This is a genomic window from Streptomyces sichuanensis (assembly GCF_020328095.1).
In the GTDB taxonomy this organism is placed as follows: domain Bacteria; phylum Actinomycetota; class Actinomycetes; order Streptomycetales; family Streptomycetaceae; genus Streptomyces; species Streptomyces cinnamoneus.
Genome location: NZ_JAIXMK010000002.1, coordinates 77,027 through 99,680, shown reverse-complemented (window position 1 = coordinate 99,680; position 22,654 = coordinate 77,027). Strand labels below are relative to the sequence as shown.

22 protein-coding genes are annotated in these 22,654 nt (G+C 73.0%); 4 read left to right on the top strand and 18 right to left on the bottom strand.

From position 1 onward, the window contains the following. The 15 genes from LE181_RS01665 to LE181_RS01595 form a co-directional block, all read right to left on the bottom strand. Positions 1 to 499: flavodoxin-dependent (E)-4-hydroxy-3-methylbut-2-enyl-diphosphate synthase (locus tag LE181_RS01665; protein ID WP_225659065.1), on the bottom strand; the 499-nt coding region annotated here is incomplete at its 3' end. Positions 500 to 504: 5 nt separating this feature from the next. Further along, the gene (hpnH, locus tag LE181_RS01660; protein ID WP_225659064.1) at positions 505 to 1,527 is read right to left on the bottom strand and encodes an adenosyl-hopene transferase HpnH; all 1,023 of its coding nucleotides are present in this window, start codon (positions 1,525 to 1,527) and stop codon (positions 505 to 507) included. A 5-nt stretch (positions 1,528 to 1,532) separates the two neighbouring features. Then, positions 1,533 to 2,183 carry a phosphorylase family protein gene (locus LE181_RS01655; RefSeq protein WP_225659063.1) on the bottom strand — a complete coding sequence of 217 codons (651 nt, stop codon included), beginning with the start codon at positions 2,181 to 2,183 and terminating at the stop codon, positions 1,533 to 1,535. Then, a complete protein-coding gene (gene shc, locus LE181_RS01650; RefSeq protein WP_225659062.1) occupies positions 2,180 to 4,201 on the bottom strand; it encodes a squalene--hopene cyclase in 2,022 nt (673 codons plus the stop codon). Before shc ends, LE181_RS01655 begins: the two co-directional genes overlap by 4 nt. A gap of 132 nt (positions 4,202 to 4,333) precedes the next feature. Next, entirely contained in the window at positions 4,334 to 5,398 is a 1,065-nt protein-coding gene (locus LE181_RS01645; RefSeq protein WP_225659061.1) for a polyprenyl synthetase family protein, read from the bottom strand. A gap of 71 nt (positions 5,399 to 5,469) precedes the next feature. Further along, positions 5,470 to 6,930, bottom strand: a complete 1,461-nt coding sequence (gene hpnE, locus LE181_RS01640; RefSeq protein WP_225659060.1) for a hydroxysqualene dehydroxylase HpnE — start codon at positions 6,928 to 6,930, stop codon at positions 5,470 to 5,472. Positions 6,931 to 7,033: 103 nt separating this feature from the next. Beyond that, positions 7,034 to 7,984 carry a presqualene diphosphate synthase HpnD gene (gene hpnD, locus LE181_RS01635; RefSeq protein WP_372458212.1) on the bottom strand — a complete coding sequence of 317 codons (951 nt, stop codon included), beginning with the start codon at positions 7,982 to 7,984 and terminating at the stop codon, positions 7,034 to 7,036. Next, positions 7,981 to 8,880 (bottom strand): squalene synthase HpnC, encoded by a 900-nt coding sequence (gene hpnC, locus LE181_RS01630; protein WP_225659058.1) that lies wholly within the window; start codon positions 8,878 to 8,880, stop codon positions 7,981 to 7,983. Before hpnC ends, hpnD begins: the two co-directional genes overlap by 4 nt. 444 nt (positions 8,881 to 9,324) lie before the next feature. After that, positions 9,325 to 10,116 (bottom strand): ABC transporter ATP-binding protein, encoded by a 792-nt coding sequence (locus LE181_RS01625; protein WP_225659057.1) that lies wholly within the window; start codon positions 10,114 to 10,116, stop codon positions 9,325 to 9,327. Continuing rightward, positions 10,109 to 11,044 carry an ABC transporter permease gene (locus tag LE181_RS01620; protein ID WP_225659056.1) on the bottom strand — a complete coding sequence of 312 codons (936 nt, stop codon included), beginning with the start codon at positions 11,042 to 11,044 and terminating at the stop codon, positions 10,109 to 10,111. The genes LE181_RS01625 and LE181_RS01620 overlap by 8 nt, the downstream gene beginning before the upstream one ends. A 78-nt stretch (positions 11,045 to 11,122) precedes the next feature. Beyond that, complete coding sequence (locus LE181_RS01615; RefSeq protein WP_225659055.1) at positions 11,123 to 12,016, bottom strand: glycosyltransferase family 2 protein; 894 nt, start codon at positions 12,014 to 12,016, stop codon at positions 11,123 to 11,125. After that, the gene (locus tag LE181_RS01610) at positions 12,013 to 12,792 is read right to left on the bottom strand and encodes a CDP-alcohol phosphatidyltransferase family protein (RefSeq protein WP_225659054.1); all 780 of its coding nucleotides are present in this window, start codon (positions 12,790 to 12,792) and stop codon (positions 12,013 to 12,015) included. The genes LE181_RS01615 and LE181_RS01610 overlap by 4 nt, the downstream gene beginning before the upstream one ends. Beyond that, a complete protein-coding gene (locus LE181_RS01605) occupies positions 12,770 to 13,831 on the bottom strand; it encodes an iron-containing alcohol dehydrogenase family protein (RefSeq protein ID WP_225659053.1) in 1,062 nt (353 codons plus the stop codon). The genes LE181_RS01610 and LE181_RS01605 overlap by 23 nt, the downstream gene beginning before the upstream one ends. Next, positions 13,819 to 14,571, bottom strand: a complete 753-nt coding sequence (locus tag LE181_RS01600) for a phosphocholine cytidylyltransferase family protein (RefSeq protein ID WP_225659052.1) — start codon at positions 14,569 to 14,571, stop codon at positions 13,819 to 13,821. The genes LE181_RS01605 and LE181_RS01600 overlap by 13 nt, the downstream gene beginning before the upstream one ends. Next, complete coding sequence (locus LE181_RS01595; protein WP_225659071.1) at positions 14,568 to 16,370, bottom strand: DUF5941 domain-containing protein; 1,803 nt, start codon at positions 16,368 to 16,370, stop codon at positions 14,568 to 14,570. Before LE181_RS01595 ends, LE181_RS01600 begins: the two co-directional genes overlap by 4 nt. Before the next feature lie 252 nt (positions 16,371 to 16,622). Between LE181_RS01595 and galE the strand changes: the two genes are divergently transcribed. The 3 genes from galE to idi all read left to right on the top strand — a co-directional run bounded on the left by galE (position 16,623) and on the right by idi (position 19,425). After that, entirely contained in the window at positions 16,623 to 17,609 is a 987-nt protein-coding gene (gene galE / locus LE181_RS01590; protein WP_225659051.1) for a UDP-glucose 4-epimerase GalE, read from the top strand. Positions 17,610 to 17,752: 143 nt separating this feature from the next. After that, positions 17,753 to 18,700 carry a cation diffusion facilitator family transporter gene (locus tag LE181_RS01585; RefSeq protein WP_225659050.1) on the top strand — a complete coding sequence of 316 codons (948 nt, stop codon included), beginning with the start codon at positions 17,753 to 17,755 and terminating at the stop codon, positions 18,698 to 18,700. Between the two features lie 113 nt (positions 18,701 to 18,813). Further along, the gene (gene idi / locus LE181_RS01580; RefSeq protein WP_225659049.1) at positions 18,814 to 19,425 is read left to right on the top strand and encodes an isopentenyl-diphosphate Delta-isomerase; all 612 of its coding nucleotides are present in this window, start codon (positions 18,814 to 18,816) and stop codon (positions 19,423 to 19,425) included. Here idi and LE181_RS01575 read toward each other — a convergent pair. Then, a complete protein-coding gene (locus tag LE181_RS01575) occupies positions 19,400 to 19,918 on the bottom strand; it encodes an ATP-binding protein (RefSeq protein WP_190110736.1) in 519 nt (172 codons plus the stop codon). The genes idi and LE181_RS01575 overlap by 26 nt on opposite strands. Before the next feature lie 245 nt (positions 19,919 to 20,163). Between LE181_RS01575 and LE181_RS01570 the strand changes: the two genes are divergently transcribed. After that, positions 20,164 to 20,973 (top strand): enoyl-CoA hydratase/isomerase family protein, encoded by an 810-nt coding sequence (locus LE181_RS01570; RefSeq protein ID WP_225659048.1) that lies wholly within the window; start codon positions 20,164 to 20,166, stop codon positions 20,971 to 20,973. On the opposite strand, the gene LE181_RS01565 is transcribed toward LE181_RS01570, so the two are convergent. After that, complete coding sequence (locus tag LE181_RS01565) at positions 20,970 to 21,599, bottom strand: DJ-1/PfpI family protein (protein WP_225659047.1); 630 nt, start codon at positions 21,597 to 21,599, stop codon at positions 20,970 to 20,972. The two genes, LE181_RS01570 and LE181_RS01565, sit on opposite strands and share 4 nt — an antisense overlap. Before the next feature lie 23 nt (positions 21,600 to 21,622). After that, complete coding sequence (locus tag LE181_RS01560) at positions 21,623 to 22,609, bottom strand: GlxA family transcriptional regulator (RefSeq protein ID WP_225659046.1); 987 nt, start codon at positions 22,607 to 22,609, stop codon at positions 21,623 to 21,625. Positions 22,610 to 22,654: the final 45 nt, after the last annotated feature.

The window sequence follows — 22,654 nt, the reverse complement described above, 5'->3', positions numbered from 1 at the left end:
GCGTGGCCTTGCCGTACTTCTGCAGCAGGCGCCTGTCCAGCGATCCGGCGTTGACGCCGATGCGGATCGGGGTACCGGCGTCGCCGGCGGCCTTGGCGATCTCCCTGACCTTGTCGTCGAACTGCCGGATGTTGCCCGGGTTGACCCGGACGGCGGCGCAGCCGGCGTCGATGGCGGCGAAGACGTACTTCGGCTGGAAGTGGATGTCCGCGATCACCGGGATCTGCGACTTCTTCGCGATGACCGGCAGGGCGTCGGCGTCGTCCTGCGACGGACACGCCACCCGGACGATCTGGCAGCCGGCCGCCGTCAGCTCGGCGATCTGCTGCAGCGTCGCGCCGACGTCGGCCGTGACCGTCGTCGTCATCGACTGCACCGACACCGGCGCGTCCCCGCCGACCGCCACCGGCCCCACCTGGATGCGCCGCGAGGGGCGGCGCACCGCGAGGCGGGCGGGGACGTCGGGGAGCCCGAGGGAGACCGGCTCCGTCGTGGCCACGACGGTCAGCCCCGGTTTCCGGTGACGGTCTCGCGGGCGGCGCGCAGCGACTCCTTCAGCGACCCCATGGTGGCCAGGACGGCCGTGGGCTCGTAGCCGCAGTGCGCCATGCAGTTGGCGCAGCGGGGGTCCTTGCCGCGCCCGTACTTCTCCCATTCGGTGTCCTCGATCAGCTCCCGGTACGTGGGGACGTAGCCGTCGCTCATCAGGTAGCAGGGGCGCTGCCAGCCGAAGAGGGAGTAGTTGGGGATGGCCCAGGCGGTGCAGGGGAAGTCCGCCTTGCCTTCGAGGAAGTCGAGGAAGAGCGGGCTGTGGTTGAGCCGCCAGCGGCGGCGGTTGCCACCGGCGAACGCCTTCTTGAAGAGCTCGCGGGTCTGCTCGACGCCCAAGAAGTGCTCCTGGTCGGGGGCCTTCTCGTAGGCGTAGGCGGGCGAAATCATCATTTCGTCGACCTGCAGGTCGTCATTGAGGAAATTGAGCACCTCGATGATCGTCTGCGGGGTGTCGGTGTTGAAGAAGGTCGAGTTGGTGGTGACCCGGAAACCGCGCCGCTTGGCCTCCTTGATGGCCTCCACCGCTTCGTCGAACACGCCCTCCTTCGCCACGGACTCGTCGTGCCGCTGGCGCAGCCCGTCGATGTGCACCGCGAACGCGAAATACGGGGAGGGCGTGAACTTCTCCATTTTCTTCCGCATCAGCAGGGCGTTGGTGCAGAGGAAGACGTACTTCTTCCGTTCCACCAATTGGCGCACGATCTCGTGGATCTGCGGGTGCATCAGCGGCTCCCCGCCGGCGATCGACACCATGGGGGCGCCGGACTCCAGCACCGCCCCGACCGCCTGGGCAACGGGCATGCGCTGCTTGAGCACGCCGGCCGGGTGCTGGATCTTGCCGCAGCCCTCGCACTTGAGGTTGCAGGCGAACAGCGGCTCCAGCTCGACGATCAACGGGAACTTGTCCCGCTTCCGCAGCTTCTGTTCAAACAGGTAGGTCCCGACCCGGATGGTCTGACGGAGCGGCATGGCCATCTAGCTCACCTCCTGGGGAGCAGCAAAGAACGGTGCCATTCGAAAAATGCCGGAAGGACGGTGCGCAGCACACGGAAAGCTGATATTCCACCCCGCAAGGTCCCGATTCGCACCAGTTCATGTTCTGGAGCGTCCACGACCACTCTTACGGCCGCAACCGGGCGCATTCCCGCCCGGGCGGCGCTTCGGAGCGTGGCGGCGGATTCCATGTCCACCGCGAGTGCGCCCGCGGCGTGCAGGGCCGCGCGCTCCGCGCCGCGCACGACGTGGTCGGAGCCGACCAGCGGACCGGTGTGGATGACGCGCCGGGGCGCCACGCGCGCCAGCTCCTTGGCGAGCAGCTCGACGCCGGTGCACTGCGTGCTGCCGGCGGCGTCGCGCGTCTCGTCGGCGACGACGAGGTCACCGGGGTGCATCCCCGGGGCCAGGCCGGCGCAGAAGCCGGTGGCGACGACGGCGGCGTCGCTGCGGACGGTGCCGTCGCCCAGGGCCCGGGTCACGGCCCGTTCCGCGGCGAGCGGGCCCATGCCAGTGCGCAGCACGGCCACGGGCCCGCCCCCGCCGCCCGGGCCGCCGCGCAGCGCCAGGCGCTCGATGCCGAGCGCGCAGGCGACCAGCAGCGGTGCGGGGACGGGGCGGCCCGTGCCCGGGGTCATCCGGCCTCCAGCCGTTCGGGCGGGCAGGGCTCGCCGTGCAGGTAGCGGCCGAGGGCGGTGAGCGGGAACACCTGGCGGTACAGGTGGTAGTTGATGGAGAAGTCCCAGGGGAAGCCGGTGCCGGTGAAGAACGGCTCGTCCCAGGAACCGTCCTCGGCCTGGGTCGCGGCCAGCCAGGCGACGCCCCGCTCGACGGCCTCGTGGTCCCGCTCCCCCGCCGCCAGCAGGGCCAGCAGCGCCCAGGCGGTCTGCGAGGCGGTGGAGGCGCCGCGGCCGATCCACTCGCGGTCCCGGTAGGAGCGCAGGTCCTCGCCCCAGCCGCCGTCCTCGTTCTGCACCTCCCGCAGCCAGGTGACGGCCCGGCGGATCGCGGGATGGGAGGCGGGCAGCCCGGCGGCGACGAGGGCGGGCACCACGGAGCCGGTGCCGTAGACGTAATTGACGCCCCAGCGGCCGAACCAGGCCCCGCACTCCTCCTGCTCGGCCAGCAGCCACTCGATGCCGCGGCGGGTGCGGGGGTGGTGCTGCTTGCCCAGGGCCGCCAGCATCTCGACGACGTGCGCGGTGACGTCGGCCGACGGCGGGTCGACGACCTCGCCGAAGTCGCAGAACGGCAGCCGGTTGGGGAACGGGCTGGTGTTGTCGGCGTCGAAGGCGCCCCACGCGCCGTTCCTCGACTGCATGCCCGCCGTCCAGCGGGCGGCCCGGCGCACCGCCTCCTCGACCCGCCCGGGGTCGGGGTGGCGGACGCGCCGGAGCGCGAGGATCACCTCGGCGGTGTCGTCGATGTCGGGGTACTGGTCGTTGTGGAACTCGAAGGCCCAGCCGCCCGGGGGGAGTTCGGGCCTGCGCACCGCCCAGTCGCCGGTGCGCAGGATCTGCTCGTCCAGCATCCAGTCGGCGGCCTTGACGAGCGCCGGGTGGTCGGGGGCCACGCCCGCGTCGGCCAGGGCGATGGTGGCCAGGCAGGTGTCCCACACCGGGGACTGGCACGCCTCGATCATCCGGACCGGGGCGCCGTCGGGGCCGTCCTCGTGCCACACGGCGAAACGGTCCAGCGACTCCAGGCCGGCGCGCAGGACGGGGTGGTCCAGGTCGTAGCCGAGGAGGTGGAGGGCGATGACGGAGTAGACGGCCGGCGGCTGGATGCCGCCCCAGCAGCCGTCGTTCTCCTGGCGCTCGATGATCCAGCGGGCGGCCGCGCCCAGCGCGGCCCGGCGCAGCGGGCGGAGGGGGAAGCGGTGGTAGAGGTGCAGCGCCTTGTCCAGGCGCTGGAAGAGGCCGTCCCAGCTGGTGGCCGGGGCGAGGGGGCGCGGCGGGGCGGGGTTGCGCGGGTCGGTGTGCAGCTCGTCGAGGGAGAAGGGCGCGGGCCGTACGGGGCGCAGCGCGGAGACGACGGTGAGCGGCACGATGGTCTGCCGGGCCCAGCAGCCGAAGTCGTAGATGTTGAGCGGGAACTGCTTGGGCACGTACATGAGCTCCGGCGGCAGCTCGGGCAGGTCCTCCCACCGCCACCAGCCGAAGAGCGCCAGCCAGATCCGGGTGAAGACGCGGGCGGCGGCGATGCCGCCCCGGGCGCGGACCCATTCCGAGGCGGCGGCCATGTGCGGGGCGTCGGGGTCGTCCCCGGCGAGCCGCAGGGCGACGTACGCCTCGATGGTGGCGGAGAGCTCCGCGGGGCCGCCGTGGAAGGTGGCCCAGGTGCCGTCGGGGTGCTGCCGGGAGCGGATGAAGCGGGCGGCGGCCGCGGTGGTCCGCTCGTCCTGGATGCCCAGGAACTGGCGGAGCAGGAGGTCCTCGGCGTCCATGGTGACGTTGGTCTCCAGGTCGCCCTTCCACCAGCCCGCCTCGTCCTGGCGGGCCAGCAGGTGCTCGACGGCGCGGGAGACGGCCCGCTCCGCGGCGTCGCGGGGCTTCGGCCCGCCGGCCGCCGCGGCCGGAGGCAAAACGGTTGTGCTGTGGCCGGCCTCGGCTGCGCGGGGCGGTGAGGCCCCGGTGCCGTCGGTCGTCGCTGTCATGGCTTCCCCTAATGCAGTGAGTTTCTTCTCTGCCGTACTGCTGTGACTGCCGTACTGGGGGGCTTCCGTCGGCCGGTGCCGCACACATGACACCGGCCGGCGACCGCGAGGGCTAGATCGGGTCGATGGCAATCAACTCTTTCGTACGACGACGAAGTCCGCGAGTGCGATCAGCTGGGCCCGGACCTCTTCGGGCATCTCGACCGCGCTCAGCGCCTCGATGGCGGTGGCGTGCTGGCGGCGGGCCTCCTCGGCGGTCCACTCGCGGCCGCCCGCCTCCTCGATGAGCGCCGCGCGGGTGGCGAACTCCTCCTCGTCGAAGTCGGCCAGCTGGGCGTCGCTCAGCTTGGCGTCGGCGGCGAGGATGCCGGCCAGCCGCTCGGAGGCGGAGCCGCCCGCCGCGAGGGCGGCGACCACCGGGAGGGACTTCTTGCGCTGCCGCAGGTCGCTCCAGGTCTGCTTGCCGGTGGTCTCCGGGTCGCCCCAGATGCCGAGGAGGTCGTCGACGGCCTGGAAGGCCAGGCCGAGGTGGTAGCCGTAGGCTTCCAGGGCGTCGGCCGTGCGGTCGTCGGCGCCGCCGAGGACCGCACCGATGGACACCGCGCAGGCCAGCAGCGCGCCGGTCTTGTTGCCCTCCATCTCCAGGCACTCGGCGACGGTGACGCGCTCGCGGTGCTCGTAGGAGATGTCCTGGGCCTGGCCGTCGATGAGCTTGCGGGTGGCGGTCGTCAGGCGGCGGGTCGCCCGGCCCGCCTCGACGGTGCCGAGCTCCAGCAGCACCTCGTTGGCCAGCGCGAAGAGCGCGTCGCCGACGAGGATGGCCTGCGCCGGGCTGTACGCCTTCCAGACGGTGTCGCGGTGGCGGCGCTGCTCGTCGCCGTCCATGAGGTCGTCGTGCAGCAGCGAGAAGTTGTGCACGAGCTCGACGGCGACGGCGCCGGGGACGCCCACCTCGGGCGCTCTGCCCGCGGCCTCGGCCGAGAGCAGGGCGAGGGCGGGCCGGATGGCCTTGCCGCTGTCGCCGTGCGCCGGCCGTCCTTCGGCGTCGATCCAGCCGAAGTGGTAGGCGGCGACGGTGTCCATGGGTGCCGCGAGCCGGTTGACGGCGGCACGCAGCACCGGCGTGGCAAGCGTCCGTCCGCGCTCCAGCAGGGCACTGACGCCTGCGGTGTCGACAGCTGGGATCGCCGATGTCACGGTCTCTCCTCTGGTGGTCGTGCTCGCGCGCGGCCCGTTCGCGGGACGCGCGCCTTTGAAGGCTCGCTGGTTCATACCGCCGCCTCCCGCAAGGGATCCCGGTGCGGCCGGCCGAGCTCGGAGAGTGCCGCGCCGGCGGCGCTCAGACCGCTGCGCACCGCGCCCTCCATGGTCGCGGGCCAGCCCGTGGCGGTCCACGCACCGGCCAGGTGGAGGCCGGGCGCGTTCGTGGGGGCGGGCGGCCGCAGCCGGCCGACGCCCGGGGTGGGAGCGAACGTGGCCGTCCGCTCACGGGTGACGAAGAAGTCCTCGACGACCGCGCCGCGGGCGGCGGGCAGCAGCCGCTCCAGCTCGGGGAGGTAGCGCTCGCGCAGCTCGGCGACCGGCCGGTCGATGTCGTCCTGGGCCGCCGACTGCGACACGGCCAGGTACTGGCCGGTGCCGCCGCGGGCGGCGAGCCCGGAGGAGTCGGTGCGGTCGAAGACCCACTGCACCGGGCTGCCGAGCGCGGCGAAGAAGGGCTGCCGCAGGACGGTGCGGTCGTAGACGACGTGCAGGTTGAGGATGGGGGCGGTGCCGATGTCCAGCAGCCGGTCCGGGTCGTCCAGGGCGCCCTCGGGCAGCAGGCCGTGGCTCTCGCGCTGCGGCACGGCGAGCACGACGGCGTCGGCGTCGAGGCGCTCGGCGGTGCCGGGCCCGGCCTCGGCCTCCACGTGCCAGCCGCCGTCCGCCCTCCGGGTGATCCGCGTCGCGCGGGTGCGCAGCGCGGTGCGGACGCCGGCGGCGTCGAGGGCGGCGCGGGCGCGGGTGTCGTGCAGCTCGCCCAGGGGGACGTGGGCCCAGCCGATGTCGGCGGCGCCCGGCTCGGAGAGCAGGCCGGTCTTGAAGACCATGGCGGCCAGTCCCAGCGACGCCTGGTCGGCGGTGGCGTTGAGGGTGGCGATGCCCACGAGGTCCCACAGGGCCTCGACGGTGCGCGGCGACTGGCCGTGGCGGCGCAGCCAGGTGGCGAAGTCCACGCCGTCCAGGGCCGGGTCCGCCGGGTCCAGGCCGCGCAGGGCGAGGGCGGCCCGGCCGACCTTGGCTCGCTCGGCGAGCGAGAGGTGCGGGTAGGTGGCCAGGCTGGCCGCGAGGTGCAGCGGTACGGGCAGGGCGGTGCGCCGCAGCCGGCCCAGGCGCGGGCGCCCCGAGGGGTGGCCGACGTCGAGGACGGGCACGTCGAGCCGGTCCTGCAGCGGGGCGAGGTGGCGGGCGTCCAGCCGGTCGAGGAACCACTGGTAGGCGGTGCAGCAGCGCAGGTAGACGTGCTGGCCGTTGTCGATGGTCAGCTCGCCGCGGCGGAAGGAGAAGGCGAGCCCGCCCAGGCGGGGCCGGCCCTCCAGGAGGGTGACGTCGAGGCCGGCGTCGGCGAGCTCCAGCGCGGCCGTGATGCCGGCGAGCCCGCCCCCGATCACCACCGCGGCCGCCCCGTCGGGGCGGCCTGCCTCGTCTGTGCGGAGCCGGTCGGGCCGGGTCGTCGTGCGTGCCGTCATGTGCCCTCCCCCTCGGCTGTTGTCAGGGACGCGCGGACGGGGTGGAGGGTTGCGCGCCGCTTGCCGGCGGGACGGCGGCCGGTCCTGGTGTGCAGGGGGGACATCAAGCGCGCCCCCTGGCGGTCTGCCGGTGGACGCTGCGGGCGTCGTACCCGGACAGTCCGCGCACGGCGACGAACGCCTTCTCGCGGCCCGGGAGGGAGACCCGGCCGCGCAGCACGGCCTGCGGCTCCTCGGCGATGCGGTCCAGCAGCCGGCGGTAGATGCCGGACATGGCGGCGACGCAGGCGCCGCTGCGCCGGTCGAGCATGGGCAGCAGCTTCATGCCCTGGGCGAACAGGGCGCGGGCGCGGCGCACCTCGAAGTGGACCAGGCCGGTGAAGTCGCCTCCGGCCGGGGGCCGGGGCGAGTGGAAGCCGGCGGAGCAGCCGAATTTGGCGAGGTCTTCCGAGGGCAGGTAGGTGCGGCCGTTGGCCGCGTCCTCGCGGACGTCGCGCAGGATGTTGGTGAGCTGCAGCGCCAGGCCGAGCGTGTCGGCGTACTCCGGGGCGCGCGCGGTGTCGCGGGCGCCGGGCACGGTGCCGAAGACGCCGAGCGAGAGCCGGCCGATGGCGCCGGCGACGCAGCGGCAGTACCGGGCGAGGTCGTCCCACGTCTCGTAGGTCTCGCCGCGCACGTCCATCTGAACGCCGTCGATCAGTTCGTCGAGGCCGCCGATGGGAATGGGGAAGCGGCGCACGGCGTGCGCGAGCGCGACGGCCACCGGGTCGGTGTCGTCCTCGTCGACGGCGCCCTCCCTTATGCGGTCGAGCGTCGTGCGGGCCTCTTCCAGGCGCAGCCGCTTGGACTCGGGGTCCAGGGGGCCGTCACCGATGTCGTCGACGCGCCGCGAGAAGGCGTACAGGGCCGACATGGCCCGTCGCTTGGCCGCGGGCAGCAGCCTGATGCCGTAGCTGAAGTTTCCGGCCTGCTGTCCGGTGACGGCCTCGCAGTAGCTGTACGCGGCGAGTACCGGTGCGGACGCGTGTGGCGTTCCGTTCACGGTCCCGCTCACCCCTCTCTTCGCAATGTCGCCGCCACCTCGCGCAGCAAGCTGAGCTTGGTGGGCTTGGGCGGTCCGGGGAGAACGTCGTGTCCGGCGGCGGCGACCGCCCGGAGTGCGGCCCTCCCTCCGCCCACGAATCCCGCGAGCAACAGCTTCAGCCTGCCGTGGACGCTACCCACCAGGGGGGTGCCTTCATTCAGCAGGTGCCCGGCGCGTTCCGCCTCGAAGGCGACCAGGGCGCGCACCGACGCGCTGCCCGTCGCCCGGGCGAGATCGGACTCCGTGACGCGGAAGCGCGCCATGTCGTCGGCGGGGAGGTAGACGCGGTCGCGCCGGAGGTCCTCGGCGACGTCCTGTAGGTGTTCGACGATCTGCAGGGCGGTGCAGACCGCGTCCGAGCGGCGGATCCGCTCGGGGCTTGCGGTGCCGGTGATGCCGAGGACGAGACGGCCGACGGGGTTGGCGGACAGCTCGCAGTAGGCGAGCAGCTCGTCGTGGCTGCCGTAGCGGCGCACCCGCTGGTCCTGGCGGTTCGCCTCGATCAGGCCGAGGAAGGGCTCGGGGGTCAGACCGCACCGGCGGACGGTCGGACGCAGGCGGAGCAGCAGCGGGTGGCGGGGGCCGGTGCCGGTGGTGTCGAAGACGCGCCGCAGGTCCGCCTCGAACGCGTCGAGCATCGCGAGGCGGTCGTCCGTCTGCTCGCGGTCCAGCCCGAGCAGCTCGGCGTCACGGCCGCCGGGGGCGAGGTCGCCGTCGCCGATGTCGTCGACGAGGCGGGCGTAGCCGTAGACCGCCATGAGGTCGGCGCGCCAGGCGCGCGGCACGAAGAAGGGTGCCACGGGGAAGTTCTCGTGCGCGGCCTTGTCGAGCACGGCGCGCGCGTGCGCGTCCGTCCCCGCGGTCATCGCGGGCTGCCCGGACCGGGGACGGCGTACGCGTCTCTGATCTGGTCAGGCCCCGTAGCCTTTGCAGCCATTGCCGTCACATCTCCCGTTCTACACTGCCGACCCAGAACATCCTATTTCGGACACGCCGCAGGGCGGGGCCGTCCCCCCGGGCTCTCCGTCGAGCCTCCCCGTGCACCTCGGCGGCGGGGATCCGCGAGTATCGCCATGCCCCGCCACAAACAGCCGCAAAAGAGCACGCTACAGCGTACGCCGTACAAGTGTCCGACGCCCGCCGGGGTACGTGCTTGATCCTTACAATGCCACGCACGGCCCGAATCAACCCTGACAATAAGCGAGTTGATCGTCACGGAACGGTCAAGGCCCCCGTCGCCGCGCTCCTACGGGGGCCTCGTGCGGCCGGTGGTCTCCCCGGTGCTCCCGGGGAGCTCCGGCCGCGGATCGCTACCGGGCCGTCTCCCGCTCGTAGGCCCGGACCACCTCGTCCGTGGGGCCGTCCATCAGCAGCTCACCGCGCTCCAGCCACAGCACCCGGTCGCACGTGTCGCGGATCGACCTGTTGTTGTGGCTGACCAGGAAGACCGTGCCGGCCTCCTTGCGCAGCTCGCGGATGCGCTCCTCGGAGCGCTTCTGGAAGGACCGGTCACCGGTGGCCAGCGCCTCGTCGATCATCAGCACGTCGTGGTCCTTGGCCGCCGCGATGGAGAACCGCAGCCGGGCCGCCATGCCGGAGGAGTAGGTCCGCATGGGGAGCGTGATGAAGTCGCCCTTCTCGTTGATGCCGGAGAAGTCGACGATGTCCTGGTAGCGCTCGCGGATCTGCTCGCGCGACATGCCCATGGCGAGGCCGCCGAGCATCACGTTCTTCTCGCCCGTGAGGTCGTTCATCATGGCGGCGTTCACGCCCAGCAGCGAGGGCTGGCCGTCGGTGTAGATCTTGCCGCGCTCGGTGGGCAGCAGCCCGGCGACCGCCTTGAGCAGGGTGGACTTGCCCGAGCCGTTGGAGCCGATCAGGCCGATGGCCTGGCCCCGGTAGGCGGTGAAGCTCACCCCCTTGACGGCGTGCACCTCGCGCACGCCCGCGCCGGGCGTGCGCTTGACGATCCGGTTCAGGGCGGCGGTCGCACTACCGCGGCCGGTGTTGCCGCCGTAGACGCGGTAGACGATGTGGACGTCGTCCGCGATCACGGTGGGCCGGGGTGCGGACGCCTCGGTCCCGTTGTTCTGATCAGCCACGGCCGTACTTCTCCTCAGCCTTCCAGAAGTACACGAAGCCGCCGACGCCCACGACGAGCGCCCAGCCGACCGCCAGCGCCCACACGTGCGGCGGCAGGTGGACGTGGCTGCGGTCGTCGATCAGCGCCCAGCGCATGAGGTCGATGTAGACGGCGGCGGGGTTGGCGGCCAGCAGGTCGGCGACCCACTTCGGCGCGTGCGTCTTCTCCAGCGCCGTGGACAGGCTGTACATCACGCCAGACGCGTACATCCACGTACGGGTGAGGAACGGCAGCAGCTGCGCCAGGTCCGGCGTCTTGCTGCCCATCCGGGCCAGGACCATCGCCAGGCCGGTGTTGAAGAGGAACTGCAGCACCAGCACCGGGACGATCAGCACCCACGACAGGGCGGGCATGTGCCCGAAGCCGATCAGGAAGAGGAACAGCACGCACATCGAGAGCAGCAGCTGCTGGAGCTGCTGGAGCGCGAAGGAGATCGGCAGCGCCGCCCGCGGGAAGTGCAGGGCGCGCACCAGCCCCAGGTTGCCCGCGATCGAGCGCACGCCGGCCATCGCCGAGCTCTGCGTGAAGGTGAAGACGAAGATCCCCGTCACCAGGAAGGGGATGTAGGTCCGGATTCCCATGTCCTTGCCCTGCTGCATCAGCAGGCCGAAGATCAGGAAGTACACCGTGGCGTTCAGCAGGGGGGTGGCCACCTGCCAGACCTGGCCCAGCTTGGCCTGGCTGTACTGGGCGGTCATCTTCGCCCGGGAGAAGGCGACGATGAAGTGCCGCCGGTCCCACAGCTGCCGCGCGTACTCCGGCAGGCTCGGCCGGGCACCGCTCACCGCGAGCCCGTACTTCCTGGCCAGCTCGGCGGCGGGCAGCCCGTCGTCGGGTGACGGCGGGGCACTCATGGCGACCGCACTGTCGTGCGTTGTCTCGCTCACAATTGACACTTTCGTCCTCAAGGTGCGCTGCCGGGGCCGGGCCCCGGTTCGCGCCCGGTGCTCTCAGACAAGAGCTTGTCAGATCACGGGCGGGCGACCCAGTCGGGTCAGGCGCCACACGGTACGCCACTTCATGGGGCGTCGCGGACCGCAGGGAGTCGTCCAGCCCTCCCGGAAGCCGCCGAACCACGCGCGCAGCGCGGGCATCGACGGGCGGCGGGCCAGGGTCAGCAGCAGCCACACCCCGACATAGACGGGAACCAGCGGTGCCGGAAGGTTCCGGCGTGCCAGCCAGACCCGGTTGCGGGCCACCATGCGGTGGTAGACGGCGTGCCGGCTGGGGGCCGTGGTGGGGTGGTGCAGGACCATGTCCGACCGGTAGTCGATCATCCAGCCCGCGTCGAGGGCCCGCCAGGCGAGGTCGGTCTCCTCGTGCGCGTAGAAGAACTCGTCCGGCAGCCCGCCGACGTCGGCGAAGACGCGGGTGCGGGCCGCGTTGGCGCCGCCGAGGAAGGTCGTCACGCGCGACGAGCGCATCGGGTCGGACGCCCGCAGCCGCGGCACGTGGCGGCGCTGGGTGACGCCGGTGTCGGGGTCGGCGATGCGGAAGCTGATGATCCCGAGCTCCGGATCGGCGGCGAACGCCTCCCGGCACAGCTGGGCCGTGTCCTGGTTCGGCAGCAGTCCGTCGTCGTCGAGGAAGAGCAGGACGTCCACGTCGCGGCCGCCGGGGCCGAACGCCTCGATGCCGACGTTGCGGCCGGCCGGGATGCCCACGTTCTCGGGCAGCTCGACGGTCCGTACGGCGAGGCCGGGGACGTTCAGCTCGGGCAGCGGGGAGCCGTTGCCGACGACGACGACCTCGATCGGGTCGCCGGTCTGCTTGGCGACGGACTCCAGCAGGGCGCGCAGCTCGTCGGGGCGGTTGCCCATGGTCAGGACGACCGCGCCGACTCTGGTGGGGGCGCTCATCGCAGCCTGCTCGAAGCGAGGATGGACACCAGGTGCAGCACCGTCTGGAGGAGCGCGATGCCCGCGAGGACGGCGACGCCGAGGCGCGAGAAGAACAGGTCGTCCCGGACCGCGTCCAGGACCGCGAGGACCAGGATCAGCAGGGACGCCTCGATCCCGAGGATGAGGCGGTGGAACTTCAGCGCGGCGGCGGCCCTGCGGGCCAGGGCCATGCCGGACGAGCGCGGCTCGGACGCCGCCTCCTTGACCGGCGGCAGCCCGCCCTGGTGCCGGGCGACCCCGACGAGGTCGGTCTCGGCCTTGATCAGGACGGCGCCGACGGCGGCGAGGGTGCCCAGGAAGGCCCACAGCCAGTCGATCCGGCCGGAGCCCCACAGGTCGGCGGCGCGCAGCCCGAAGCCGACGAGGACCGCGGCGTCGCAGAGGTAGGCGCCGACCCGGTCGAGGTACACGCCGCCGAGCGAGAACTGCTTCTTCCAGCGGGCGACCTCGCCGTCGACGCAGTCGAGCAGCAGGTAGAGCTGGACCATCAGCACGCCGAGCACGGCGCCCGGGATCCCGGGCACCAGCAGGGCCGGGGCCGCGAGGACGCCGAAGACGGTCATCAGGTAGGTGAGCTGGTTGGGCGTGATCCGGGTGTTGACCAGGTACCGGTCGCAGCGCAGCGAGATCTCTCGCATGTAGAGGCGGCCGGCCCAGTGCTCACCGCTGCGCCGGTCCTTCACACCCGCGGGGTGGACGACGGGTCGGAGTTCAGCTACTGACGGTTTGTGCATAGTCGGCGTAGGCGTCCCTGATCTGGTGGGTGGAGAGGTCGAGGTGCTCAAGGATCGTGTACCGCCCGGGGCGGGTCTGCGGCGCGTACTCCACCACCCGTACGAACTCGTCGTCGGTGAAGCCGATCTCGGAGGGCAGCACGGGCAGGCCGTGCCGTCGCAGCACCTCGACCATCAGCGCGGACTCCTCGCGGGCACCGCGCAGGTGCATCGCGAAGGCGGCCCCGAGGCCGCACTGCTCGCCGTGGCTGGCGGCGCGCTTGGGGTAGAGGATGTCGAAGGCGTGGTTGATCTCGTGGCAGGCGCCCGAGGCGGGGCGGCTGTCACCGGCGACGGACATCGCGATGCCGGTGAGCACCAGCCCCTCGGCCAGCACCTGCAGGAAGCCGTCGTCGCCGACGCCGCCGGGGTGCCGGAGCACGGCCTCGCCGGCCTGGCGGGCCATCGCGGCGGCCAGGCCGTCGATGCTCTCGCCGCGCTCGCGGTGGGCGAGCTCCCAGTCCGCAACGGCGGAGACGTTGGAGACCGCGTCGCCGATGCCGGAGCGCACGTAGCGCACGGGCGCCTCGCGGATGACGTCGAGGTCGATGACGACCGCGATGGGGTTCGGCACGCCGTACGAGCCGCGGCCCGCGTCGTTGTCGAGGGTGGCGACCGGCGAGCAGAGCCCGTCGTGCGAGAGGTTGGTGGCGACGGCGACCAGCGGCAGGCCGATCCGCGCCGCGGCGTACTTGGCGCAGTCGATGATCTTGCCACCGCCGAGGCCCACGACCGCGTCGTAGTGCCCCTTCTTCATGCGGTCGCCGAGCCTGATGGCGTCGTCCAGGGTGCCGCCGCCGACCTCGTACCAGGAGGCGCCGGGCAGCGCCGGGGCGAGCCGCTCGCGCAGCTGCGCCCCGGAGCCGCCGCTGATGGCGATGGCGAGCTTGCCGGAGCTGGAGATCCGCTGGTCGGCGAGGACGCAGGCCAGATCGTTCAGGGCTCCGGCGCGGATGTCGACGACGACCGGCGAGGGGATGAGCCTCGTCAGTACTGGCACGCGATCTCCCGGCCCTTGGCGAGGTCGTCGTGGTTGTCGATCTCGACCCACTTCACGTCGCCGATGGGGGCCGTGTCGATCTTGAAGCCGCGGTTGACGAGCTCCTGGTAGCCGTCCTCGTAGTAGAGGTCGGGGTCGCGCTCGAAGGTGACCTTGAGGGCGTCCGCCAGCTCGGCGGCGGCCTCGGCCTCGATGAGGGTGACGCCGATGTACTCGCCGGTGGCGTCGGCGGGCTCCATGAGCTTGGTGATCTTCTGGGCGCCCTTCTCGGCGTCCACGACGACCTTCATCTCCTCGTCGGCGAGGTTCTTCACCGTGTCGAGGGCCAGGATGATCTTCTGGCCGTTGCCGCGGGCGGCGAGCAGCGTCTTCTCGACGGAGACCGGGTGGACGGTGTCGCCGTTGGCGAGGATCACACCGCGGCCGAGGACCTCACGGGCGCACCACAGGGAGTAGGCGTTGTTCCACTCCTCGGCCTTGTCGTTGTCGATCAGGGTGAGCTTGAGGCCGTACTTGGCCTCCAGCGCCTCCTTGCGCGCGTACACGGCCTCCTTGCGGTAGCCGACGACGATCGCGACCTCGGTCAGGCCGACCTCGGCGAAGTTGCCGAGGGTCAGGTCGAGGACGGTGAGCGACTCCTCCGCCCCGTCGGGGCCGACCGGCACCAGAGCCTTGGGCAGGGTGTCGGTGTAGGGACGCAGACGCCGTCCGGCGCCGGCTGCCAGCACGAGGCCGATCATGCGGGTTCTCCTGTTTCGTCGTGTACTGCGGGCGCCCCGGCGGACACCCAGAACCGGATGCTCTCGCTGAGCACCAGGAGCGTGATGGCGGCCGCGAGGACCGTCAGCGCGATGGTGAAGCCCCGGCCGTGCCAGAGGGCGGCGGCGGCCGTGACCGCCACGGCCCGTCCCTCGTGCCCGCCGATCGCCCGCACCAGCCAGTGCGGCGGGGCACCGGTGCCGCCACGGATGCGGTACACCGTGTCGTAGTGATGGTAGGCGACCGCGGCCACCAGGCCGAAAGCCGCGGGCAGGGCGCCCGGGGCGTCGGAGAGCGCCGCCAGGCCGAGGATCATGCCGTACTCCGCACCGCGGAAGACGGGCGGGACCAGCCAGTCGAGGGGGCCCTTGAGGGAGTGGGCGACGGCGACGCCCGCGAAGACGGCGTACGCCGCGGCCTGCAGGACCGCGCGCCAGGTGCCGGCGCTGCCGCCGAGCAGCGGGCCGGCCAGCAGCACGGCCGCGGCGATGACCGCCCACAGGGGGGCGCTGTAGGCGCGCGCGGGCATCGTACGGCCGAGGGTCCGGCCCGCGAGCTCCGCGAGGGGCCCGGAGTCGGCGAGGTCGGCGAGGGCCTGGGCGGCGCGGTCGGTCCGCTTCGCCTTACGGGTCAGCGAGCGCAGCACGCGCCCGGCGGTGGTGTAGCAGGCCGCGAAGGCGCAGCCGATCAGCAGCACGACGAAGACGACGCGGGGGGTGGTGAGCGCGGTGAGGACCGCGATCAGCGCCCAGCGCTCGCCGATGGGCAGCACGATCATGCGCCGCGCCCAGACGGTCCAGCCGACGCTGTCGAGCTTGTCGGAGAGGGCGGCGGTGGGGCTGGTGTTGGCGGTGGCGTCGTGGTTCGCCTCGTTGAAGGAGAAGTCGACGACGTGCCGGCAGGTCTGCAGGACCATCGCGCCGAGCGCGAGGGCCCACACGTCGTCGCCGCCGCGGGCGGCGCCGAGGGCCAGGCCCGCGTAGTAGGCGTACTCCTTGGCCCGGTCGAACGTGGCGTCGAGCCAGGCGCCGAGCGTGGAGTACTGCAGGGAGTAGCGGGCGAGCTGGCCGTCGGTGCAGTCGAGCACGAACGAGGCGATCAGCAGCACGCCGGCGGCGACGAAGCCGGGCCGGGTGCCGGTGGCCGCGCAGCCGGCCGCGATCTGCGCCGTCAGCAGCGAGGCGGTCGTCACCTGATTGGGGGTGAGGCCGCGGCGCGCGCACCAGCGGGCGACGTAGCGGGAGTAGGGGCTGATGAAGAAGGTGGTGAAGAACCCGTCGCGGGACTTCACGGCGCTGCGCAGCCGGACGGCCTCGTCGTCGACGGACGCGGTCTCGGCCAGGGCCTTGGCCCGCAGGTCGTCGTCGGCCGGGACGGCCGCGACGAGGACCCCGAGGTCCGGACGGTGGACGGCGACGCCGCCGGCCGCGAGCCGGGCGGCGGCGGCGTCCGGCAGACCGGCCCCGCCGCCGGCGCTCTCCTCCGCCAGCGCCCGGAGCGCGTTCGCGAGCTCACCGCGCGCCTCCGGCTGCGCCGTGAGCGCGCCGTCGACGGCGGCGGCCGGGAAGCGGGGGTCGGTCAGGGCGAGCCGGAGGGCGTGGACGTGGCCCACGAAGCGGTGGTCGACGAGGGCGACCCGCTCGGCGGCCGGGACGGCGGCCAGCGCCGTGGCGGCGCCGGCGGTGCCGGGGGCCGTGCGGACGTCGAAGCCCAGGGACCGCAGGTCGTCCTCAAGCGAGGAGCCGGCGGGCGGCGTGCCGGTGAGGATGGCGGTCGACAGACGAACTCACTCCTTGGAAGCTGGCGTGGCCGCCTGGGATCCGCGAATGACCGGGCGGCGTGCGTGGCGCGCCAGGCCCCGGCCGCGGGGCGGCGTACGGCACGTCGGCAGAGGCTATCGGATCACCGGAAGACGCCGTTCACCGCACGTGCACCCGGGCGTCCCGTCACTGGCAGGACGCCCGGCGGGCGCGGGCGGTTCCCTCCGACGGAGGAAACGTTTCGCGTCGTCCGGCTGGAATAGGGTGCCGTCATGACGTGGCTGATCACAGGCGGAGCGGGGTACATCGGGGCGCACGTGGCGCGGGCGATGTCACAGGCCGGGGAGCGGGTCGCCGTACTGGACGACCTCTCCTCCGGCGTGGCCGCCCGGCTGCCCGAGGGCGTCCCGCTCGTGGTGGGGTCGGTGCTGGACCGCGAGGTGCTGGACCGGGCGTTCGCGGAGCTGGGCGTGACCGGAGTGGTGCACCTGGCGGCGAAGAAGCAGGTCGGGGAGTCGGTGGAGAAGCCCCTGCTGTACTACCGCGAGAACGTGCACGGGCTGACGGTGCTGCTGGAGGCGGTCGTCGCGGCCGGGGTCCGCAGCTTCGTCTTCTCCTCCTCGGCGGCCGTCTACGGCATGCCCGACGTCGACCTGGTCACGGAGGCGACGCCCTGCCTGCCGATCAACCCCTACGGCGAGACGAAGCTGGCGGGCGAGTGGCTGGTGCGGGCGACGGGGGCCGCGCACGGGATCTCGACGGCCTGCCTGCGCTACTTCAACGTCGCGGGGGCGGCCCGGCCGGAGCTGGCCGACACCGGCGTCTTCAACATCATCCCGATGATGTTCGACCGCATCACCCGCGGGGAGCGCCCGCGGATCTTCGGGACCGACTACGACACGCCCGACGGCACCTGCGTCCGCGACTACATCCACATCGAGGACCTGGCCACCGCCCACCTGGCCGCGGCGCGGCGGCTGGCCGAGCGCCCGGGGACGGGCGACCTGACGCTGAACGTGGGCACCGGGCGCGGCGTGTCGGTGCGGGAGATGGCCGACCTGATCGGAGAGGTCACCGGCCGTCCCGAACTGACGGCCGAGACCGGGCCACGCCGTCCGGGTGATCCGGCGCGTGTCGTGGCGTCGAACGCGCTGATCGCCGGGGAGCTGGGCTGGAGCGCGCGGCACGACCTGCTGAGCATGGTCACTTCGGCCTGGGAGGGATGGTGCCTGCACCATCCGCAGGCGCGTCGCCCCTGACGCCCGGCGGCGGACATCTCCGCAGGTCAGAGGCAATGACAACGGTGTTCAGTGCCGCGTTGCCCGATACCCCCCACCCGTAGTTCACTGGGCCTCGGCCGACGCCCGTCGGTCGTTCCGGACGATCTTCGGAGGCGGCATTCATGGGAGCGGGGCACGACCACGGCCACTCGCACGGGGGACCTCCGCCCGGCACGAGCGGCACCGCGGCCGCCGCCTACAAGGGGCGGCTGCGGATCGCGCTGGGCATCACCGTGACGGTGCTGGTGTCGGAGATCGTCGGCAGTGCGCTGACCGGTTCGCTGGCGCTGCTGGCGGACGCCGGGCACATGGCGACGGACGCGGTCGGCGTGTCGATGGCGCTGGTGGCGATCCACTTCGCGAACCGGCCGCCGAGCAGCCGGCGCACCTACGGCTACGCGCGCGCCGAGATCCTGGCGGCACTGCTGAACTGCCTGCTGCTGCTGGGCGTCGGTGGCTTCATCCTCGTCGAGGCCGTGGAGCGGCTGCGCAACCCGGCCGAGGTGCCGGGCGGGACGACGGTGGTCTTCGGCCTGGTGGGCGTGGTCGCCAATCTGATCTCCCTGGCGCTGCTGATGCGCGGCCAGAAGGAGAGCCTCAACGTGCGCGGGGCGTTCCTGGAGGTCCTCTCCGACGCGCTGGGCTCGCTGGCCGTGGTCGTCTCGGCACTGGTGATCATGGCGACGGGGTGGACACAGGCCGACCCCATCGCCTCGCTGCTGATCGGCCTGATGATCGTGCCGCGCACGCTGAAGCTGCTGCGGGAGGCGCTGGACGTGCTGCTGGAGGCGGCGCCCAAGAACGTCGACATGGACGACGTACGGGCGCACATCATGGCCCTGCCCGGCGTGGAGGACCTGCACGACCTCCATGTGTGGACGATCACATCGGGGATGCCGGTGCTGTCGGCGCACGTCGTGGTGGACCCGGCCGCGCTGGACGCCGCCGGGCACGAGAAGATACTGCGCGACCTGCAGGGCTGCCTCGGGGAGCACTTCGCCGTCGAGCACTGCACCTTCCAGCTGGAGCCCAGCGGGCACGCCGAGCACGAGGCCGGGCTCTGCCACTGATCCGGGCGGCCGGGCCCGGGGACCGCGCGGGCGCGGTCAGGACTCATCCGTCGTCGCCGTGGGCATCTCGTACGGCAGACTTGAGGGTCGAAGACAGACAATGAGGATGGTCAATGCCGATCACATCAGCCAAGGACCGCTCCGCCGACTCCGCCGCGGGGCCCGCTTCCGCCGACTCCGCTGAACCGATCATGCTGGAGCTGGTCGACGAGGACGGCAGGACCATCGGCACCGCCGAGAAACTCTCCGCCCATGTGGCGCCCGGGCGGCTGCACCGTGCGTTCTCGGTCTTCCTCTTCGACGACCGGGGCCGGCTGCTGCTGCAGCGCCGGGCGCTGGGCAAGTACCACTCCCCCGGCGTGTGGTCGAACACCTGCTGCGGCCACCCCTACCCGGAGGAGCCCCCGTTCGTCGCGGCCGCCCGCCGCACGGGCGAGGAGCTGGGCCTGGCCCCGGCGCTGATGCGCGAGGCCGGGACCGTGCGCTACAACCACCCCGACCCCGCCTCGGGCCTGGTCGAGCAGGAGTACAACCACCTCTTCGTCGGGACCGTGCGGGCCGAGCCGGACCCGGACCCGGAGGAGATCGCCCAGACCGCGTTCGTCACCCCGGCCGAGCTGGAAGCGCTGCGGGGGAAGGGCACCTTCTCCGCGTGGTTCACGACCGTGCTGGACGCCGCGCGGCCGGCCATCCGCGAGGTCACCGGGGCCGCAGCGGGCTGGTAGGCGGGGCGCACGGGTGCAGCGGCAGGGCGGCCCAGACCACCTTGCCGCCGCCCGCGGTGTGCTCGACGTCGCAGCGGCCGCCGACCTCCTCGACCGTCGCCTGGACGAGCAGCAGACCGCGGCCGCCCGTGCGCGGCTCGTCCTCGTCGCAGCACTCCAGCGGCTTGGGCCGGTAGGGGTGGTTGTCCTCGACGGCCACCCGCACCCACTCCGGGCCGATGGACACCTCCACGGCCACCTCCGGGGAGAGCAGCGCCGCGTGCCGGACGGCGTTGGTGACCAGCTCCGAGACGATGAGCAGCAGGCCGTGCAACAGGTCCTCGCGCAGCGGCACGCGCCGGCGCCGGATCAGGTCGCGGACCGCGTGCCGGGCCCGGGGCACCGAGCAGTCGAGGGCGGGCGTGGTGTACCGCCAGGTCCCGTCGTACTCGCCCGGCTTCCGGGGCGGGGGCGCCTGGCCCGGCTCGGGCGGGACGCCCCCGAGGATTTCCATGTCCGATACCAACCCCTCGCCGTGGCTCGACCGCACACGTCGAGTGTTGGGAGTTCCGGGGGCCGCACCGGCAAGCTGAACAGAAGTCGGCCTCTATCGACGGGATTTGATCGCGTACGTGTGGCACGACCGCATAGGCGACTGTTCCTGGCTGTCCCGTCCCTCCTTCACTGCACGATCCGGACTATCGCCTTCCCCCCGCTTCCCCTCCGGCCGCCCGCAGCGCCCCCGATAGCATCCGGCGCATGGAGCCTGCACTGCGCCTGAGCGTCGCCGACGCCACCGCCACCGTCCGCATCACCAACCCCGCCAAGCGCAACGCCATGACCACGGACATGTGGCGCGCCCTGCCGGAGCTGCTCGACCGGTGCGCGGCCGACCCGGCCGTCCGGGTGCTGGTGCTCACCGGCGAGGGCGACACGTTCTGCGCGGGTGCGGACATCTCGTCGCTGACCGATGACGGCGGCGAGGCGTCCCGGCACCTGGCGATCGCGGCCGAGGAGGCGCTGGCGGCGTTCCCCAAGCCCACCCTCGCCGCCGTGCGCGGCTACTGCGTGGGCGGCGGCTGCCAGCTCGCCGCCGCCTGCGACCTGCGCTTCGCGGCCGAGGACTCCTCCTTCGGGATCACCCCGGCCCGGCTCGGCATCGTCTACGCGGCCTCCTCCACCCGCCGCCTGGTCGACCTCGTCGGCCCCGCGACCGCCAAGTACCTGCTCTTCTCCGCCGAACTGATCGACGCGCCGCGGGCGCTGCGCACGGGCCTGGTGGACGAACTGTGGCCCGCGCAGGCGCTGGACGAGCGGGTCGCGGAGTTCGCCCGGATCCTGGCGTCACGGTCCCGGCTGACCCAGGCGGCCGCCAAGGAGTTCGCGGCCGGCCCGGCGGGTGCGGACCGCATCGCGTACTGGACCGAGCAGGCGCGCAGCAGCGGCGACGGCGCGGAAGGTGCCGCCGCCTTCCTGGAGCGCAGGCAGCCGCGCTTCGCCTGGACGGCCGGAACCCCCGTTCCCGGCCGCCCCGGTGGCGCGCAGCTCCCGGCGGGGCCCGTCGGCTAGGCGACGCCCCTGACGGAGCGCCACTCGGCGACGAGGTCGGCCGGGGCCTTGTCGGGCGAGCCCGCGTCGTACGGGGGCTGCGGGTCGTACTCGATCATCAGCTGCACGGACTGGGCGGCGCGGTCGCCCTGCATGCGGCCCACGAGCGTGAGCCCCATGTCGATGCCGGAGGAGACGCCGGCGGCGGTGACGTACTTGCCGTCGGTGACGACCCGCTCCCCCGTCGGCTCGGCGCCGTAGCCGGGGAGCCGATCGAGGTAGAGCCAGTGCGAGGTGGCCCGGCGGCCCTTCAGCAGGCCGGCGGCGGCCAGGATCAGCGAGCCGGTGCACACGGACGTCGTCCACGTCGCGCCCCGGTCCGCCTCCCGCAGCCAGTCGTGGACGGGGCCGGGCTGCAGCGGCAGGTGCTCCACCGGGCCGCCGGGCACGACGATGATGTCCGGGTCCGGCACGTCCGCCAGCGACTCCTCGGCCACGAGCGTGAGCCGGCCGTTCTCGTTGGCCACGGGGCCGGGCCGTTCGGCGACGAAGTGCACCTCGAAGCCGGGCACGTGGGCGAGCGTCTCGAACGGGCCGATGGCGTCGAGGGCGGTGAAGCCGGGGTAGAGCAGGATGGCGGTTTTCACAGGTGTGTCCTTCCGATCGTTCGTCAGGCGGTGGTCGTGGACGGCGCGGGCGCCATGGGGCGGAACCGGCGCCGGTACTCGGCCGGGGACGTGCCCAGGGCGCGCACGAACGCGCGGCGCATGGCCTCGGGCGTGCCGTAGCCGCAGGCCCGGGAGACCTCCTCGACGCCCTCCACCCCGTCCTCCAGCAGCCGTCGGGCGGCCTCCAGCCGTACGCCCTCCACGTACCGGCCGGGCGTCATGCCCACCTCGGCGTGGAAGGCCCGGGCGAAGTGCCGGGGCGAGAGGTTCGCGCGGGCGGCGAGGGCCTCGACGCCCAGGTCCTCGGCGGGGTGCTCGGCGATCCAGTGCTGGACGTCGCGCAACGTGGGCCGGTTGGCCGTCTGCGCGGCGAGCTGGACGCTGAACTGCCGCTGGTTGCCCGGGCGGCGCAGGAAGACCACGAGGTGGCGGGCGACCGCGAGCGCGGTCTGCCGGCCGTGGTCCTCCTCGACGAGGGCGAGCGCGAGGTCGATGCCCGCGGTGACGCCGGCCGAGGTGGCGACGGAGCCGTCCCGTACGAAGACGGGGTCCGGATCCAGTTCCACGTCCGGGTACCGCCGGGCGAAGTCCTCGCAGTAGGCCCAGTGCGTCGTGGCGCGGCGCCCGTCCAGCAGTCCGGTGGCGGCGAGCAGGAAGGCACCCGTGCAGACGGACACCAGCCGTCCGGCGCGCGGACCGTTGTCGTCCAGCCAGGCCAGCAGCCGCGGGTCGGCGCCGTCCATGCACTGGCCGCCCGGCACCAGGACGATGTCGGCGGCCTCGCAGTCGCCGAGGGCGGCGTCCGGGGCCAGGCGCAGGCCGCTGCCGGTGCGCACCGGTTCGCCGTCGACGGTCGCCGTGCGCACCCGGTACGTCCCGGGGTCGCGCAGCAGGGCGCTCGCACCGTGGAACACCTCAAGGGGGCCGGTGACGTCGAGGCTCTGCACCCCTTCGTAGAGGACGATCAGCACGTTGCGGCGGGAGGTCATGTCCTCATGCTGACGGTGTGTCGGGGAGGGCGGCAATGACGGACT

Bases quoted from the DNA above. Each gene is read 5' to 3' on its own strand.
- hpnH (WP_225659064.1), bottom strand. From the start codon at position 1,527: ATGGCCATGCCGCTCCGTCAGACCATCCGGGTCGGGACCTACCTGTTT.
- LE181_RS01655 (WP_225659063.1), bottom strand. From the start codon at position 2,183: ATGACCCCGGGCACGGGCCGCCCCGTCCCCGCACCGCTGCTGGTCGCC.
- shc (WP_225659062.1), bottom strand. From the start codon at position 4,201: ATGACAGCGACGACCGACGGCACCGGGGCCTCACCGCCCCGCGCAGCC.
- hpnE (WP_225659060.1), bottom strand. From the start codon at position 6,930: ATGACGGCACGCACGACGACCCGGCCCGACCGGCTCCGCACAGACGAG.
- hpnC (WP_225659058.1), bottom strand. From the start codon at position 8,880: ATGACCGCGGGGACGGACGCGCACGCGCGCGCCGTGCTCGACAAGGCC.
- LE181_RS01615 (WP_225659055.1), bottom strand. From the start codon at position 12,016: ATGAGCGCCCCCACCAGAGTCGGCGCGGTCGTCCTGACCATGGGCAAC.
- LE181_RS01610 (WP_225659054.1), bottom strand. From the start codon at position 12,792: ATGCACAAACCGTCAGTAGCTGAACTCCGACCCGTCGTCCACCCCGCG.
- LE181_RS01600 (WP_225659052.1), bottom strand. From the start codon at position 14,571: ATGATCGGCCTCGTGCTGGCAGCCGGCGCCGGACGGCGTCTGCGTCCC.
- galE (WP_225659051.1), top strand. From the start codon at position 16,623: ATGACGTGGCTGATCACAGGCGGAGCGGGGTACATCGGGGCGCACGTG.
- LE181_RS01585 (WP_225659050.1), top strand. From the start codon at position 17,753: ATGGGAGCGGGGCACGACCACGGCCACTCGCACGGGGGACCTCCGCCC.
- idi (WP_225659049.1), top strand. From the start codon at position 18,814: ATGCCGATCACATCAGCCAAGGACCGCTCCGCCGACTCCGCCGCGGGG.
- LE181_RS01575 (WP_190110736.1), bottom strand. From the start codon at position 19,918: ATGGAAATCCTCGGGGGCGTCCCGCCCGAGCCGGGCCAGGCGCCCCCG.
- LE181_RS01570 (WP_225659048.1), top strand. From the start codon at position 20,164: ATGGAGCCTGCACTGCGCCTGAGCGTCGCCGACGCCACCGCCACCGTC.
- LE181_RS01560 (WP_225659046.1), bottom strand. From the start codon at position 22,609: ATGACCTCCCGCCGCAACGTGCTGATCGTCCTCTACGAAGGGGTGCAG.